This is a genomic window from Nocardia sp. NPDC003693, assembly GCF_053981095.1.
In genome coordinates this window covers 259,046-275,046 of sequence record NZ_JBSFNO010000002.1, presented here as the reverse complement: position 1 = coordinate 275,046, position 16,001 = coordinate 259,046, and the positions used below count along the sequence as shown (strand labels likewise).

The 16,001-nt window shown below is 68.9% G+C and carries 16 protein-coding genes; 12 read left to right on the top strand and 4 right to left on the bottom strand.

Features of this window, described 5'->3' with window-relative positions:
* Positions 1-128: 128 nt before the first annotated feature.
* Together ACWDOP_RS05075 and ACWDOP_RS05070 are read left to right on the top strand one after the other, a co-directional pair.
* Positions 129-1,151 carry an alpha/beta hydrolase gene (locus ACWDOP_RS05075; protein WP_456343987.1) on the top strand — a complete coding sequence of 341 codons (1,023 nt, stop codon included), beginning with the start codon at positions 129-131 and terminating at the stop codon, positions 1,149-1,151.
* Positions 1,152-1,429: 278 nt separating this feature from the next.
* A complete protein-coding gene (locus ACWDOP_RS05070; protein WP_456343986.1) occupies positions 1,430-2,677 on the top strand; it encodes an Nramp family divalent metal transporter in 1,248 nt (415 codons plus the stop codon).
* A 96-nt stretch (positions 2,678-2,773) separates the two neighbouring features.
* Here ACWDOP_RS05070 and ACWDOP_RS05065 read toward each other — a convergent pair whose 3' ends face one another.
* Complete coding sequence (locus ACWDOP_RS05065) at positions 2,774-3,568, bottom strand: enoyl-CoA hydratase-related protein (protein ID WP_456343985.1); 795 nt, start codon at positions 3,566-3,568, stop codon at positions 2,774-2,776.
* Between the two features lie 125 nt (positions 3,569-3,693).
* Between ACWDOP_RS05065 and ACWDOP_RS05060 the strand changes: the two genes are divergently transcribed.
* Positions 3,694-4,941, top strand: a complete 1,248-nt coding sequence (locus tag ACWDOP_RS05060) for a TetR/AcrR family transcriptional regulator (RefSeq protein WP_456343984.1) — start codon at positions 3,694-3,696, stop codon at positions 4,939-4,941.
* 14 nt (positions 4,942-4,955) lie between these two features.
* Here the strand turns inward: ACWDOP_RS05060 and ACWDOP_RS05055 are convergent, their stop codons facing one another.
* Entirely contained in the window at positions 4,956-6,461 is a 1,506-nt protein-coding gene (locus ACWDOP_RS05055; protein ID WP_456343983.1) for an aldehyde dehydrogenase family protein, read from the bottom strand.
* A 307-nt stretch (positions 6,462-6,768) separates the two neighbouring features.
* On the opposite strand from ACWDOP_RS05055, the gene ACWDOP_RS05050 reads away from it, so the two are divergent.
* The 4 genes from ACWDOP_RS05050 to ACWDOP_RS05035 all read left to right on the top strand — a co-directional run bounded on the left by ACWDOP_RS05050 (position 6,769) and on the right by ACWDOP_RS05035 (position 10,716).
* A complete protein-coding gene (locus tag ACWDOP_RS05050; RefSeq protein ID WP_456343982.1) occupies positions 6,769-7,920 on the top strand; it encodes an ATP-binding cassette domain-containing protein in 1,152 nt (383 codons plus the stop codon).
* 44 nt (positions 7,921-7,964) lie between these two features.
* Complete coding sequence (locus tag ACWDOP_RS05045; protein WP_454206441.1) at positions 7,965-8,732, top strand: ABC transporter permease; 768 nt, start codon at positions 7,965-7,967, stop codon at positions 8,730-8,732.
* Positions 8,729-9,607 (top strand): ABC transporter permease, encoded by an 879-nt coding sequence (locus tag ACWDOP_RS05040; protein WP_456343981.1) that lies wholly within the window; start codon positions 8,729-8,731, stop codon positions 9,605-9,607. The genes ACWDOP_RS05045 and ACWDOP_RS05040 overlap by 4 nt, the downstream gene beginning before the upstream one ends.
* Positions 9,608-9,687: 80 nt before the next feature.
* The gene (locus tag ACWDOP_RS05035) at positions 9,688-10,716 is read left to right on the top strand and encodes an SDR family oxidoreductase (RefSeq protein ID WP_456343980.1); all 1,029 of its coding nucleotides are present in this window, start codon (positions 9,688-9,690) and stop codon (positions 10,714-10,716) included.
* 38 nt (positions 10,717-10,754) lie between these two features.
* Here the strand turns inward: ACWDOP_RS05035 and ACWDOP_RS05030 are convergent, their stop codons facing one another.
* Positions 10,755-11,978 (bottom strand): lycopene cyclase family protein, encoded by a 1,224-nt coding sequence (locus ACWDOP_RS05030; RefSeq protein WP_456343979.1) that lies wholly within the window; start codon positions 11,976-11,978, stop codon positions 10,755-10,757.
* 206 nt (positions 11,979-12,184) lie between these two features.
* A complete protein-coding gene (locus tag ACWDOP_RS05025; RefSeq protein ID WP_456343978.1) occupies positions 12,185-12,661 on the bottom strand; it encodes a hotdog fold domain-containing protein in 477 nt (158 codons plus the stop codon).
* A 518-nt stretch (positions 12,662-13,179) separates the two neighbouring features.
* On the opposite strand from ACWDOP_RS05025, the gene rpsJ reads away from it, so the two are divergent.
* The 5 genes from rpsJ to rplB are packed head-to-tail and all read left to right on the top strand — an operon-like array spanning position 13,180 to position 15,998.
* Complete coding sequence (gene rpsJ, locus ACWDOP_RS05020; protein ID WP_003938093.1) at positions 13,180-13,485, top strand: 30S ribosomal protein S10; 306 nt, start codon at positions 13,180-13,182, stop codon at positions 13,483-13,485.
* A gap of 14 nt (positions 13,486-13,499) precedes the next feature.
* Positions 13,500-14,165 (top strand): 50S ribosomal protein L3, encoded by a 666-nt coding sequence (gene rplC, locus ACWDOP_RS05015; protein ID WP_456343977.1) that lies wholly within the window; start codon positions 13,500-13,502, stop codon positions 14,163-14,165.
* The gene (rplD, locus tag ACWDOP_RS05010) at positions 14,162-14,833 is read left to right on the top strand and encodes a 50S ribosomal protein L4 (protein WP_354986658.1); all 672 of its coding nucleotides are present in this window, start codon (positions 14,162-14,164) and stop codon (positions 14,831-14,833) included. The genes rplC and rplD overlap by 4 nt, the downstream gene beginning before the upstream one ends.
* On the top strand, positions 14,830-15,135 hold the full coding sequence (gene rplW, locus ACWDOP_RS05005) for a 50S ribosomal protein L23 (RefSeq protein WP_354986657.1): 306 nt from the start codon (positions 14,830-14,832) through the stop codon (positions 15,133-15,135). Before rplD ends, rplW begins: the two co-directional genes overlap by 4 nt.
* A 32-nt stretch (positions 15,136-15,167) precedes the next feature.
* Positions 15,168-15,998, top strand: coding sequence for a 50S ribosomal protein L2 (gene rplB / locus ACWDOP_RS05000; RefSeq protein ID WP_454206406.1), 831 nt, complete (start codon positions 15,168-15,170; stop codon positions 15,996-15,998).
* Positions 15,999-16,001 lie beyond the last annotated feature (3 nt).

Sequence of the window (16,001 nt, the reverse complement as noted above, 5' to 3'; positions counted from 1 at the left end):
GTCGAGAACCCGAATGCGGGGTAGATCTACCGGCACACGAACCGATAGTGAAGGTGTGAAACTTGATTCGTCGACATGTCCGCACTCGGCTTGCAAGTCGCAGGCGCGGTGCCCGCACCGCCGCTTTCATGGCCGCGACGGCAGTACTCACCGGTCTGGTGACCGGTGTCGGCACCCCCACCGCCGCTGCTGATCCGATCATCGACAACAAGAAGTTGCTGGGCGATCCGGTCGCACCGGACGGGTCGAAGATCACCAAGGCGGAGATGAAGGACGGCCGCAACATCCGGCTGTACGTCTACTCCGCGGCCATGGACGCCACCTTCCCCGTCGACGTGCAGCGGCCCGCCGACACCTCCGAACCGCGCCCGACCCTCTACCTGCTCAACGGCGCGGGCGGCGGCCAGGACGACGCCTCCTGGGTGAAGAAGACCAACATCGTCAACGGCTTCCTCGCCGACAAGAACGTCAACGTCGTGCAGCCCATCGGCGGCAAGTGGTCCTACTACATGGACTGGCAGCAGGACGACCCGACGCTCGGCCGCAACAAGTGGCAGACGTTCTTCACCGAGGAACTGCCCCCGCTCGTCGACGGCGCCCTCGGCACCAACGGCGTGAACGCGATCGCCGGCATCTCCACCTCCGGCACCACCGTGCTCTCGCTGCCCGAGGCCAAGCCCGGCCTGTTCCGCGCCGCCGCCGCGTACAGCGGCTGCGCCCAGTTCGCCGATCCGGTCGGCCGCGAGTTCATGCGCCTGACCGTCGAGACCTGGGGCGGCGGCAAGCTGGAGAACATGTTCGGCCCCGAGAACTCCCCGGCGTGGGCCGAGAACGACCCGGTCGTCAACGCCGAGAAGCTGCGCGGCACCGACCTGTACATCTCCACCGGCAACGGCCTGCCCGGCCAGTGGGACGGACTCAACGGCCCGTACACCCTGCCGGGCAGCTACGGCCTCGCCAACCAGCTGATCATCGGCGGCGTCATCGAGGCGGGCACCAACTACTGCACCGCGAACCTCAAGAACAAGCTGGATTCGCTGAACATCCCGGCCACGTACAACTTCCGTAGCAGCGGCACCCACTCGTGGGGCTACTGGAACGACGAGTTCATCGCCTCCTGGCCGGTACTCGCCCGTGGTCTCGGGCTGTAACCGCCTCCCCGAATATTCAGCGCCCGGCTCGGGAGCCGTTGACTGATTCGCTCGCGTGGTGCGGTTAGGTGCGGCACCCGTTTCGGGCGTACCCGGGGAGTTACCCCGATCTCACGAGATCGGTTGTTGCTTTCGGCCGCTTCGCCCTTCGGGGCGGGGCGGCCGAACTCGTGTCGTGGGGGAGTCGGATGTGCGTTGGGGGCTTGCGGTCCTCGATCGACCCGCGAATTTTGTGGGGTCGGCTCAAACAAAAGTTTGGTTGGCCTTAAAATCTCGGGGTGGAGACCGGGCAGGCCGCGCGCCGTAGGCAACCGCACCGCGTGCGTTCGGCCGCGGTGCTGCTCGGACCGGCGTTCGTCGCCGCCATCGCCTACGTCGACCCGGGCAACGTGGCCTCGAACATCAGCGCGGGGGCGCAGTTCGGGTACCTGCTGGTGTGGGTCATCGTCATGGCCAACGTCATGGCCGGGCTCGTGCAGTTCCTGTCGGCCAAACTCGGACTGGTCACCGGGCTGTCGCTGCCGGAAGCCGTGCGCGACAGGGCGAGCCGCCCGGTCCGGCTGGCCTACTGGGCGCAGGCCGAAACCGTCGCCATGGCAACCGATCTCGCCGAGGTCGTCGGCGGGGCCATCGCGCTGCACCTGCTGTTCGGCCTGCCGCCGCTGCTCGGCGGCCTGATCACCGGGCTGGTCTCGCTCGCCCTGCTCGCGGTGCAGAACCGGCGCGGGCAGCGGCCCTTCGAGCGCATCATCATCGGAATGCTGGCGGTCATCGCCGTCGGCTTCCTGGCGTCGGTGTTCATCTCGCCCCCTTCGGTTTCCGGCACCCTCGGCGGCCTCGTGCCGCGCTTCGACGGCACCGAGAGCGTGCTGCTCGCCGCCGCCATGATCGGCGCCACCGTCATGCCGCACGCGGTGTACCTGCACTCGGGGCTCGCCCGGGACCGGCACGGCACCCCCGAACCCGGTCCGGCGCGCGTCCGGCTGCTGCGGATCACCCGCTACGACGTCGGCCTGGCCATGCTGCTGGCGGGCACGGTGAACCTGGCCATGCTGCTCATAGCCGCGAGCACCCTGCGCGGGCGCGACGGCGTGGACTCCATCGAATCCGCGCACGCGGCGGTGCGCGAAACCCTCGGTCCCGCCGCCGGATTGCTGCTCGCGGTCGGTCTGCTCGCCTCGGGCCTGGCCTCCACCTCCGTCGGCGCCTACGCCGGCGCGATGATCATGCAGGGCCTGCTGCGCCGCCACATCCCGCTGCTCGTGCGCCGCGTCGTCACCCTGATCCCCGCCCTGGCCGTCCTGGCGCTCGGCGTCGACGCCACCCGGGCGCTGATCGTCTCGCAGGTGGTGCTGTCCTTCGGCATCCCGTTCGCGCTGATCCCGCTGGTGCGCTTCACCTCCGACCGCACCCTCATGGGCGACGACGTGAATCGCCGCCTCACCACCGCGCTGGCCTGGCTGGTGGCCGCCGTCATCTCGGCGCTGAACATCGCGCTGATCTACTTGACGGTCACCGGAAACTAGGCCGGCGCAAGCCAAGTCGCTCGCTCCGTAGGGGGGAGCGAGCGACCTGGTACATCGAGTACGCGCGGCGCCGCCGAATCGCCTTGCCGCCGACGGCTACTGCGCGAAGACCGCCTTGCGCTTGCCGAGCATCGCCGTCGCGCCCTCGGCGAAATCGGGGGAGCGCAGCAGCTCCACCTGACCCTCGGCCTCCGCGGCCAGCGCCCCGTCCAGCGAGGTGAGCGCCGCGCCGTTCAGCGCGCGCTTGGTGAGCTCGATGGCCCGGCGCGGCCCGTGCGCGAGCTTGTCCGCCGCCGCCTCGACCTTGGCGTCCAACTCGTCCGCGGACAGCACGCCCGTGACGAGCCCGTGCTCGAGCGCCTTGGTCACCGGCAGCCGCTCACCCAGCAGCGCCATCTCCGCGGCGAGCGGGCGACCGGCGGCGGCCGCGACCATGGCCGCCGCGCCGCCGTCGGGCATGAGCCCGATGTTGATGAACGCCAGCAGCAGGTACGCGTCGTCCGAGGCGTAGGTCAGATCCGCCGCGAGCGCGAACGCCACCCCGACCCCCGCCGCCGCACCCCGTAGCCGCGCGATAACCGGAACGGGGGCGTCGACGATCGCCTTGATCATCCGATTCGCCGCGACCATGGTCATCTCCGGCGTGATGCCCCGCGCCGCCTCACCGGGACTGGCCGACAGATCCGCGCCCGTGCAGAAGTCGCCGCCCTCGCCGGTCAGTACGATCACCCGCACGGCCGGTTCCGCCGCCGCGGCCAGCACGGTTTCGCCGAGACCGACCATGGTGTCGTAGTCGATGGCATTCTTGCGCTTGGGATTGGTGATGGTGATGCGCAGCACCCGCCCGTCGAGCACGGCGGTGTAGCCCGGGGTCGTCGCGGCAATGCTCATCGGTACTCCTGCCCGCGTGCGGCGAATTAGCCCGCGCGATGTGTTCAGCTGTGCGAATTGTGGTTAACTTAGGGTGACTCGTCCGGCACTGTCAACAGCCGGTGCCGTACGGAAGGAGAAAGTGCATGGTCGCCGATCGCAGCGAGGTGGGCCTCGCCGATGCGCGACCGGCCGCCGAGCCCGGCCCCCGACGGCGACCCAAGAATCGCAAGGCGCAGATCGTGCGGGTGGCCGCGCGAGCCTTCGCTGAGCGGGGCTATCACCCCGTCGGAGTGGACGAGATCGCGGCCGAGGTCGGCATCTCCGGACCCGCGCTGTACCGGCACTTCCACAACAAGTACGCCATGCTGGTCGCCGCCGCCGAAATGGGCGCCCAGCAGTTGCTCGACGCCGCCAAGGCCGCCGACGACCCGACCCTCGAACCGGAACCGCGACTCACCGCGCTGTTCCGCGGCATCACCGAATACACCATCGACTGCCGTCGCGAGGGCGGGCTGTACCGCTGGGAGCGCCGCTACCTCGAACGCGAGGATCGCGCGCGTATCCGCGTCATCTACACCGAACTGCACGCCACCATGGAAGCGGCCATCGCCGCGCTGTACCCCGACGCCGAGCCCGCCGACATCAGCCTGCGCGCGGCCGCCGTGCTCAGCGCGATCGGCAGCGTCACCGCGCATCGCACGGCCCTGTCCAACACCCGCCTGGTCGGCCTGCTCAACGAGATCTGCTGGGACATCCTGCGCGCCGACCTGCCGCCGGTGCCGCCCATGCCCGCCGGCGACCCGATCGTGCGCGGGCTCCCCGTCATCTCCAAGCGCGAGCAGTTGCTGACCGAGGCCATCCGCATCTTCGGCCGCCAGGGCTACCACGAGGCCAGCATCGAGGAGATCGGCGCGGCCGCGGGCATCAACGCCTCCAGCGTGTACCGATACTTCGCCAGCAAGGCCGACCTACTGGCCGCGGCCTTCCATCGCACCGGCGAGCGGGTGGCCATCGCCAACGCCGAGGCGCTCTCGGAGGCCACCAGCCGCTCCGACGCCGCCGTGCGCATCGCCGACCGCTTCGCCCGGATGACCTTCCACATGCCGGAGATCCTGCCGGTGTACTTCGCCGAATTCTCCAATCTGCCCGCCTCCGAGCAACATCGGCTGCGGTCGATCCAGCGGCAGAACGTCCTGGAATGGGCCAACCTGCTCAAGGGCGATCAGGTGGAGGCGCGATTCCGCGTGCACGCCGCCATCGGTCAGGTCGTCGACGTCGGCCGTCGCCTGCGCTTCGACCCGCGCCCCGCGCAACTGGCCCGGGTGGCGGCGCTGATGAGCGCGGTCCTGCTGGGTGCGGACGCCGCGAACCGGGCCGAGCCGGAGAACTAGGCGAACCCGGCCCGTCAGACCCGATGCCGCATCCGGAACAGCGCCCGCGCCATGCGCAGTCGCTGCGGATGCCGGTCGAAGGTCCCCATATCCACCGGATCGCGCCGCCGCTTCGCCACAATCGCCTGCGGCCGGGCGAATTCGCGCAAGCGCGCGGTGTCCCGGATCCGGCCCGGGCCGTGCACCCCGTACGCCGGGGCGGCGTTGACCGTCACCAGTTCGGTGCGCAGCCGCTCGGCGAACTCGGGCACACTGCGCAGATCCCGGGTGAAAACCGCTACGGGGAGCGATCTTTCGTGCCCGTTGACGCGCTCCACCGCCTCGTCCATGGTCGCCACCTTGTTCACGATGAGCACCGGGCCGGTGGCCTCACCGGTGGCGGCCAGGCTGACCTCCGGAACCTCGGTCAGCACGATGGGTTCGATATACGGCTCGCGAATCGATTCCAGACTGCCCACCACCGGACGGCCGCCCCGGGTGAGGGCGTCGCGCACCTGGCGGCGGACCACGTCGGACTGCGTGTCCAGCGTCATCGGCCCGTAGGAGGCGCGCCGGTCGGCGGCCGGGCGCAGCCGCCTGGCCTGCTCGGCCACCAGTTCCAGGAACGGTTCGTACACCGATTCCGCGACGTACACCCGATGCACGCCCGCGGGTTGCTGCCCGGCGTTGGCCATGGACCCGTACACCGCCGCGGCCGCGGCGAGATCGAGCCGCGCGTCGACCTGCACGATCATCGCGCCGCGCCCGCCCGGCTCGATCACCAGGGGCGTCGCGCTCTGCGCGCACAGCGCGGTGACCTCGCGGGCGCCCGCCGCCGACCCGGTGTAGGCGATCTTGTCCAGCCGCGCCCGGCACAGCGCGGCGGCGGTGGAGCCGTCGCCGGTGACCACCTGCAGCACAGGCTGATTGGGCGACAGCCTGCTCCAGCTGTCGGCCAGCCACGCCCCGACGCCCGGGGTCAGTTCGCTGGGTTTGAAGACGACGGCGTTGCCCGCCGCCATGGCGCAGGCGATCGAATTCATCGGTGTGAGAACGGGATTGTGCCAGGGGCCGAGCACCCCGACCACGCCGAGCGGCCGGTAGCCGACCACGCCGGGTTCGCTGCGGCGGAACCACGACCGGGCGCGGGTGGGGCGGCCCAGCGTCTTCTCCGCATGGCGCGCAACCCAATCCAGATGCTCGACCGCCAGGGTCACCTCGATGGCGGCATCCATCCGGGGTTTGCCGGTCTCGGTGCTGATGAGCTCCACCAGATCCCGGGTGCCGCGCGCGATCACGCGCTTCCAGTCCAGCAGCCAGCGCCGCCGTCCCGCGAATCCCAGTGCCGCCCACCACTGTTCGGTGGTGCGAGCCGAGCGCACCGCGCGGGTCAGCTCACCGGCGCCCATGATGGCGAAATCACCGACGACCTCGCCGGTGCGTGGATCGTACGATGTCAGTACCTTCGGTCGGCCCGTTCCCGTGCGCACCGTGGCCCGCGGCGGATGGGATTCCGACCGCGGCTGCGCAGACTCGGCCATGGTCACCCTCTCGTGGCCAATGAAATTCTCCCCGTCCCGCCAGACTATGGGGCGGTGCGCGGACCCGACAAGGGACGAAAATTGGCACAAACCGCCCGGTCTGCGCCCGGAACAGCGGCTATTCGTAAACCCCTTGGTTTGTGACCAAGCACACGTTTGCCAGATAGCTGCTTCGGCAAAGAAACGTCCTCGAAACTGGTGCCCCGGTAACATCGCGCACGGTGGAGTGGATCATCCCGGATGGGATGTGGGGACCTGCCGAAACGGGGCGACAGAATTGCCCGCCTATGCCGATAGTGGAGAGTTGATGCCGAGCTTGGACAAACCGGATTCGCAGACCGCGGAAACGCACAGCATAGGGAGCGAACCGGCCGTTTTCGTCGAGGACGTCCGCAAGTCCTTCGGCGAGGTGCACGCGCTACAGGGCATCAGCTTCACCGCCGCCCGCGGTCAGGTCCTGGGCATTCTCGGCCCCAACGGCGCCGGCAAGACCACCACCGTCAAGGTTCTGTCCACCCTGCTGCGCCCCGACTCCGGCATCGCCCGCGTCGCCGGGCACGACGTCCGCAAAGATCCGGCGGCCGTGCGCCGCTCGATCATGATGACCGGCCAGTACGCGGCCCTGGACGAGAACCTGTCCGGCCGCGAGAACCTCGAACTCTTCGGCCGCCTGATGGGCCTGCCGCGCAAGGCCGCTCGACAGCGCGCCGACACCCTCCTCGAGGAATTCGACCTCACCGGCGCGGGCCGCCGCGCGGTCCGGCACTACTCCGGCGGCATGCGCCGCCGCGTCGACATCGCCTGCGGACTCGTGGTCCGGCCCGAGGTCGTCTTCCTCGACGAACCCACCACCGGCCTGGACCCGCGCAGTCGCCAGGGCGTCTGGGATCTGGTCAACGCCCTCAAGACCCAGGGCATCACCGTCCTGCTGACCACGCAGTACCTCGAAGAGGCCGACGTGCTCAGCGACAACATCATCGTCATCGACAAGGGCACCGTCATCGCCGAGGGCACCGCCGACGCCCTCAAGGAGAAGACCGGCGGCAGCTACTGCGAGATCGTGCCGCTGGACCCGAGCGACCGCGCCAAGGCGCTCGAGGCGCTGGGCGAACTGGTGCCCGACGCCGTGCGCACCGAGACCACCTCCGGCGACCGCATCTCCATCCCCGCGCCCGACGGCGCGGGCACGCTGTCCGACGCCCTGCGCAAGCTCGACGCGGCGGGCATCAAACTCGCCGACATCGGCCTGCGCCGGCCCTCGCTCGACGACGTGTTCCTGACCCTCACCGGACACGGCTCCGAGGAGCCGGCGGCAGCGGCCGCGGCCGCGGTGACGAAGAAGGCCGCGGCGAAGCCGGCCGTGGAGAAGGCCGCCGACGACAGCGCTGGAGAAGACAGCGCTGCCGCGGACAACGCGGCCACGGACAAGCCGGCGGCGGAGAAAGCGGCCGCCGAGTGAGCGCCCCCGCCGCCGCGGCGGTCGGCACACAGCTCTTCTCCGGCATGCCGGAAGCCAGACCCAACAGCTTCGCGCAGTGGCGGGCGCTGACCGGACGCATCGTCTGGGTCATGGCCACCAAGGGCGAACTCGTCGTCGCGGTCTTCATCCCGCTGGTCTTCACCCTCGGCTTCTACCTGCCGCTGAAATTCATCATGTCGATCAAGGGCATCGACTACGCGCAGTACGTCATGCCGATCATCGTGCTGCAGACCATGTCCTTCACGATGATGTCGAACGCCCAGCTGGCGGCGTTCGAAGCCATGACCGGACTCAACACCCGCATGCAGACCATGCCCATCGGCAAGATGGTCCCGCTGCTGGCCCGGCTGTCCGCGGGTCTGGTGCGCTCGGTGGTCTCGCTCGCCGCGGCCCTGGGCTGGGGCTATCTCATCGGCTTCCGGTTCGTCGCGGGCTGGCAGCAGGCGCTGTGGTTCGTGCTGTTCTCCCTGGCCGTGGGCACCGTCCTGGCCATCGGCGCGGACGGGCTCGGGTCGCTGACCAAGAGCCCGGAATCGCTGAGCCAGGCCCTGACCCTGCCGACGCTCATCTTCGGCATGCTGTCCTGCGGCTTCGTGCCCGAGGCCGGATTCCCGGCGTGGATCCGGCCGTTCGTGCGCAATCAGCCGATCTCGCAGTTCTCCTTCGCACTGCAGGACATGGCCGAGGGCGGGGTGACCTGGCAGGTGCTGTGGGTGCCGCTGGTGTGGTTGATCGGCGGCGCGGTGGTCTTCACGCCGCTGGCCGTGTGGGCGAGTGTGAGGCGATCATGAGTACTGTCATCGCGGCCGAACCGGCCACCGGCGCGCGCGCCGACGCGGAGTCGTGGGCCGGCCATCAGCCGCTGCCCGTCGTGCCCTCGCGCAACGAGAAGTCCCTGCGAATCTGGCTGGAACAGAGCCTCATCCAATGCAAGCGGCTGCTCATCGGGTGGTCGCGCGATCCCGCGACCACCGTGCAGACCCTGCTCTACCCGGCGGCCACGTTGCTCATGTTCCGGGTGGTGCTCGGCGATTCGATCACCCAGGCCACCGGCATGCCCAGCATCTACGGCACCGTGCCGATGATCATGCTGGTGGCGGCCATGTCCGGCTCGGTGGTCTCGGCGCTCGGCTTCAAGGTGGAGAAGGCGACCGGCCTGCTCGGGCGGTTCCACACCATGCCGACGCACCGGGCCGCCGGCTTGACCGGACGCCTGCTGGCCGAGGCCATCCGGGTGCTCGTCACCTCGATTTTCGTGCTGCTGGTCGGGCTGTGCCTGGGCTTCCGCTTCTGGTTCGGCCCCGCGGCGTCGATCGCCATGCTGTTGATTCCGGTGTTGTTCGCCATCGGTTTCGCGGTGCTGGTGACGGCGCTGGCGACCATGTCCGAGGGCATCATGCTGGTGTCGATCATCGGCATCATCAGCAACCTGCTCATGTTCTTCAACTCCGGATTCGTGCCGACCTTCGCCTACCCGCAGTGGTTGCAGTCGACCGTGGAGAACCAGCCCATGAGTACCGCCATCGACGCCATGAAGGGCCTGGCCTTCGACGGTCCGATCGCCACCCCGCTGTTGAAGACGGTGGCGTGGTCGGTCGGCATGATCGTGGTGTTCGCCTACCCGGCGGTGCGCGGTTACCGGAAGGCCGCCGAGACCGGGGCGTGAAAATTCGTCCTGCATGCGAGCTTTGGGTGTGTCGCCGAGTCAGGAACCGGGTGTGTCGTGGGTCACGCTAGGCTGAGTCCATGTCTTACCTGGTTACCGGGGCAACCGGGTTCATCGGCCGCTTCCTGATTCCCGAACTCCTCGAACGCGGCGAGCCCGTCCACGTGCTCGTGCGCCCCGGCGAGGACTCGGTGCTGCGGTTCAACCGCTGCATGCGCGCCTGGGACGCCGAGGGCCGGGTTCGTCCCGTGCGCGGCGACCTCGGCGCGCCCGGGCTCGGGGTCGATCCGGGCTGGGTCGCCGCGCACCGGGGGTCGATAACGCACGTCATCCACCTCGCCGGCGGCCACGACGCCACCGGCGACGGGGGCGGCACCCGCCGCGTCGCCGAACTCGCCGCGACGCTGGAAGCGGGCCGGCTGCACCACGTGTCGACCGTGCACGTGGCCGGCGGCTGGAACGGCACCTTCACCGAGGACATGCTCGACGTGGGCCAGCAGCTCGGCACGCCGTATCAGCGTGCCATGCTCGCCGCCGAACAGGCCGTCCGCGAGCAGGATTCGGTGCCGTGGCGGATCTACCGGCCCTCCATCGTCATCGGGCACTCCCGCACCGGCGAGATCGATCGCATCGAGGGGCCGTATTACTTCTTCCGGCTGCTGCGCATGGCCGCGCAACTGCCGCGCATCCTGCCGGTGGTCGCGCCCAAGCTCGGCGACACCAACATGGTCCCCGTCGACTTCGTGGCCCGCGCCCTGGCCCACATCGCGCACACCCCGGGCGGGGACGGGCAGACCTATCACCTGGCCGATCCGCGCGAACAGAGCGTCGCCGACGTCTTCAATCTCTTCGCCGACGAGGCCGGGGCGCCGCACCTGGTCGAGGTCATGCCCAAGCAGACCCTCGACATGACGCTCAAGGTGCCCGGCATGGGCTGGATGCTCAAGCAGGTCGGCGTGCCCAACGACGTCATCGAGCACAGCGAGTTCGCCTGCCGCTTCGACACCGCGCGCACCGGGGCCGCCCTGGCGGGCAGCGACATCAAGGTGCCGCCGCTGGCGGGGTACGCGCCGGTGATCTGGAAGTACTGGATCGAGAACTGGGTCTGACGTTCCGCGCTCCCGGGGGTCGGGACGCGGCGCCGGAATCAGGGCGTGGCGCTGGTCTCGCTCTCGTGCGCGTCCGGGAACTCCAGGGGGTCCGGGCGGCCGAAATCCCAGCCGACCCAGCGATTGCGGTTCGTCCAGCCGACCAGGTCGTAGCGCCAGCGGAACGGCCAGGTGCGCGCGACCGTCATGAACAGGCCGCCGCCGAGCGCGGCGTAGTCGTCGTGCGCGGACAGCAGCGCCCGCTGCTGGCGCGGTGATCCCGTGAAGAAGGCGTCGAACATGGCGATCGCCTGCGCCTCGGTGAGCCGGCCCAGGCCGTAGACCCCGCGCATGCGCATCCAGTACACCAGCCGCGCCTGCCAGGGCCACAGCTCCTGCACCGGGTCCGCGCCCCGCTGCACCGCCGCGACGGCGGTGTCCACGAGCGCCAGCGAATCGGCGACGCAGTACCCGGTGATCGGGTGCATCATGCCGCCCCGCGACCCGTACGGAATCACCTGTCCGAGACCGGTTTTCGGCGGCGGAGTGTCGAGCGGATAGTGCGCGGCCTCGCTGGGCTCGCCGCCGCGTAGTCGAATACCGTGCGCGGCAAGGCGATTCAGGGTGCGCCGGCGCAGCTCGTGCTGCGGCATACCGCCGCGCAGGCCGAGGCTGGTCTCCTCGAAGATGACGGTGCCGTCGCCCAGCGGCACCGAGTACAGGAAGCTCGGCGGCTCGCCGGGGCCCGCGCCGTTCTCCGGCCGCCAGTCCAGCAGCAGGCCCTCGCCGGCCTTGACCATGGGCGCGGCGATGTCCTCGTCCACGAAAATGCCGTGCGCGCTGGCGGTTCGGCGCTTGGCGGGGGAGGGCATGCCGCGGGTGTCGAACACCGTGGCCGCCCGGACCTCGGTGCCGTCGGCCAGTTCCACGCGATGCGCCTGCACCACCCGGGCGCGCCCGGCGATCACGGTGGCGTCGTCGAGCGCGAGCGCCTCGTGCAGGCCCGCCTTGGACAGCACGGCGTACGGCCGGTCGATGCGGTGCGCGCTCTGCGTCCACACCACCGGCGCCTCGATCCGGCTGGCGATCACGCTGCGCGGCAACCACTCCGGTAGTTCGTCGACCCAGCACGAGTAGGTGGGCGGGAAGAGCCGGTCCGGCCGGGGGTCGATCGCGACCACGCGCAGGCCGGCTCGCATCGCGCGATGCGCCAGCGCCCGCCCCGTGGGTCCGAGCCCCACCACGCACACGTCGGCGGCTGCGCCGACCTTCCGGCCACTCATACCCGCATTCAAACAGCCTGGTCCCCGGGCCGCCAGCACCCGGGCGACCTCGCACCCCCGGGGTCGCGAACCGGACGGTTCCGGCGAATCGGCCGTCTCGGTTCGGCACACCGCTCTCAACTGCGCGGACGGCGGCCGAAAAAGATGTTTGAAACTGGTCGGTTTGATTGAAAGCAATCTTCGAGTTACCGGCAGGGCTCGGGGACCTACTTCGGCGTCACCCACGTGGTGATGTCCGCGTGCACCACCTCGAGCCCCGAGCGGTCGTAGATCGAGACCGGGACGACCAGGTTCTGCCCCTCGGTGATCGTGGCGAAGTCGGGGATCTCCGGGAGCTTCGCGACCGCGTGCAGGCTCGAGTTCGCCTTGGCCAGGTACTGCACGTTCATCGCCTTCGGGATCCAGCGATGCGTGCCGGGGACCGTCGCCTCGGACAGCATGCCCATGGCCACCTCGGCGAGGTTGCAGGCGGCGATCGCGTGGAAGGTGCTCAGGTGGTTGTGGATACCGAACCACTTGGGGGCGCTGACCTCGCACAGGCCTGGTTCCAGGCGGGTGACGGTCGGCAGGATCGTGCCGAAATAGGGGACCCGCGCGACCATGCCGAGGGAGAACAGGGTGTGGCCGAGCCGGTTGTCCGGCAGTTTCTTCCAGCCGCGGTAGGTGGCGGTCTCTTGTGTCATGCCGCTATCTTACTCAAAAGTAAGTTGTCCGGAACCCCTCGGGCGCGCCCGGGAAGCGATTGCCTATAGGTTGGATTCGCCCCCGAACGTGGTGGCTGTGACCAGCGCCATCGTCATCTCGCACGGATGTGGGGGGCGATTTGAAGTCCCCCCGGGGCGTGGGGCATACTGTTCAGGTTGCCCGCACCGGGTGGCGTCTGTTTTCTGGATAGACGCTGGTGGTGGCGGGTGAGAAGGACCAATCTCGTACTCCGCCGATATGGCTGGAGTGCGTCCGGGACAGGATTCCGAGGCTCGAGGATTACTCCGGGGCCGGAGAATGAGCGGATGGGCGACACGCCCGACCGCGTGGACCGGATAGAACCATGACAGATGAACAGCGGCGATGGATCGGGCCCGAGGGGCTTGGTCGTGTGGTGGCTGATGCGTCTTCGTGTGTTCGGACTGTGCAAATGAGGGTGTTTCGGGAGCGAAAGCTCCTGGGGCACAAACGTTAAGCGGAGAAAAGGACACTCAGCGTGGCGGGACAGAAGATCCGCATCAGGCTCAAGGCCTACGACCATGAGGCGATCGACGCGTCTGCGCGCAAGATCGTCGAGACGGTGACCCGTACCGGTGCCCGTGTCGTCGGCCCGGTGCCGTTGCCCACCGAAAAGAACGTGTACTGCGTCATCCGTTCGCCGCACAAGTACAAGGACTCGCGCGAGCACTTCGAGATGCGTACTCACAAGCGGCTGATTGACATCCTCGACCCCACGCCGAAGACGGTCGACGCTCTCATGCGTATCGACCTCCCGGCCAGTGTCGACGTCAACATTCAGTGACGGGGATTCCAGATATGACTGACAACAAGAGCAGGCCGGCTGCCGGCATCCTGGGAACCAAGCTCGGTATGACCCAGGTCTTCGACGAGAAGAACCGCGTTGTTCCGGTGACCGTCGTCAAGGCCGGTCCGAACGTGGTGACCCAGATCCGCACCGCCGAGCGTGATGGCTACGCCGCCATCCAGATCGCCTACGGCGCCATCGACCCGCGCAAGGTGAACAAGCCGGTTTCCGGCCAGTTCGCCAAGGCCGGTGTCACCCCTCGCCGCCACATCACGGAGATCCGCGTCGCCGACGTGGCTTCCTTCGAGGTCGGCCAGGAGATCGGCGCCGAGTCCTTCGCCGAGGGCAGCTTCGTCGACGTGACGGGCACCTCCAAGGGCAAGGGCTTCGCGGGCACCATGAAGCGTCACGGCTTCGCGGGCCAGGGCGCTTCGCACGGCGCGCAGGCCGTGCACCGTCGTCCGGGTTCCATCGGTGGTTGCTCCACCCCGGGTCGCGTGTTCAAGGGCATGCGCATGTCCGGCCGGATGGGTAGCGACCGCGTGACCACGCAGAACCTCACGGTCCACAAGGTGGATGCCGAGAACGGTCTGCTGCTGATCAAGGGTGCGATCCCGGGCCGTCGCGGCCACGTCGTGATCGTCAAGAGTGCAGTGAAGGGTGGTGCCCGGGCATGAGCACCGAGACCAAGACCAACCTGACGCTCCCGGTCAAGGCCGTTGGCGGCAAGACCGAGGGCACCGTCGAGCTCCCCGCGGAGATCTTCGACGTGACCGCCAACATCGCGCTGATGCACCAGGTCGTCGTGGCCCAGCTGGCCGCGGCTCGCCAGGGCACGCACGCCACCAAGACCCGCGGCGAGGTCCGCGGCGGTGGGCGTAAGCCGTACCGCCAGAAGGGCACCGGCCGTGCCCGTCAGGGCTCGACCCGTGCGCCGCAGTTCGCCGGCGGTGGCACCGTCCACGGCCCGCAGCCGCGCGATTACACCCAGCGCCTGCCCAAGAAGATGAAGGTCGCCGCACTGCGTGGCGCCCTGTCGGACCGGGCCCGCAACGAGCGCATCCAGGTCATCACCGAACTGGTTGCCGGGCAGGCCCCGTCGACCAAGACCGCCAAGACCTTCCTTGCCGAGCTCTCGAGCCGCAAGCAGATCCTGGTCGTCATCGGTCGTGAAGATGTCGCCGCGTGGAAGAGCGTTGCGAACCTGCAGAACGTGCACCCGATCGCTCCCGATCAGCTGAACACTTACGACGTGCTGAAGGCCGATGAGGTCATCTTCTCCGTCGAGGCGCTCAACGCCTTCGTGCACGGCCCTGCCGAAGCTGCACAGGAGGAGAGCAAGTGACCACGATCGCCGACCCCCGCGACATTCTGCTGGCGCCGGTCATCTCCGAGAAGTCCTACGGACTGATCGAAGAGGGTACCTACACCTTCATCGTGCACCCGGACTCCAACAAGACGCAGATCAAGATCGCCGTCGAGAAGGTTTTCGGCGTGAAGGTGACCAGCGTCAACACCGCCAACCGTCAGGGCAAGCGCAAGCGGACCCGTGCCGGTTACGGCAAGCGCAAGAACACCAAGCGCGCGCTCGTGACCCTCTCGGCCGACAGCAAGCCCATCGAGATCTTCGGGGGCCCGGTCGCGTAAGCGCCTGGGAATCCAGAAAGTAGAGAAGACTCATGGCAATCCGTAAATACAAGCCGACAACCCCGGGTCGTCGTGGCTCCTCGGTGTCCGATTTCGCCGAGATCACCCGCTCGACCCCCGAGAAGTCGCTGCTGCGTCCGCTGCACAAGACCGGTGGCCGTAACGCGCAGGGCCGCATCACCACCCGCCACAAGGGTGGTGGCCACAAGCGTGCCTACCGCGTCATCGACTTCCGTCGCCTCGACAAGGACGGCATCCCGGCCAAGGTCGCTCACATCGAGTACGACCCCAACCGCACCGCCAACATCGCGCTGCTGCACTTCGCGGACGGCGAGAAGCGCTACATCATCGCGCCCAAGGGCATTGCCCAGGGCACGCCGATCGAGTCCGGCGCCGGCGCGGACATCAAGCCCGGCAACAACCTGCCGCTGCGCTCGATCCCGACCGGTACCACCATCCACGCGGTCGAACTGCGTCCGGGTGGCGGCGCCAAGCTGGCCCGCTCGGCCGGCATGAGCATCCAGCTGCTGGGTAAGGAAGGCGCCTACGCCGTCCTGCGTATGCCCTCCGGCGAGATCCGTCGCGTCGATGTGCGCTGCCGCGCCACCATCGGCGAGGTCGGCAACGCCGAGCAGTCGAACATCAACTGGGGCAAGGCCGGCCGCATGCGGTGGAAGGGCGTTCGCCCGACCGTCCGTGGTGTGGTCATGAACCCGGTCGACCACCCGCACGGTGGTGGTGAGGGTAAGACCTCCGGTGGTCGCCACCCGGTCTCCCCGTGGGGCAAGCCCGAGGGCCGCACCCGCAAGCCCAACCGTCCGAGCGACAAGCTCATCGTCCGCCGCCGCGGCAAGAAGCGTTAAGGA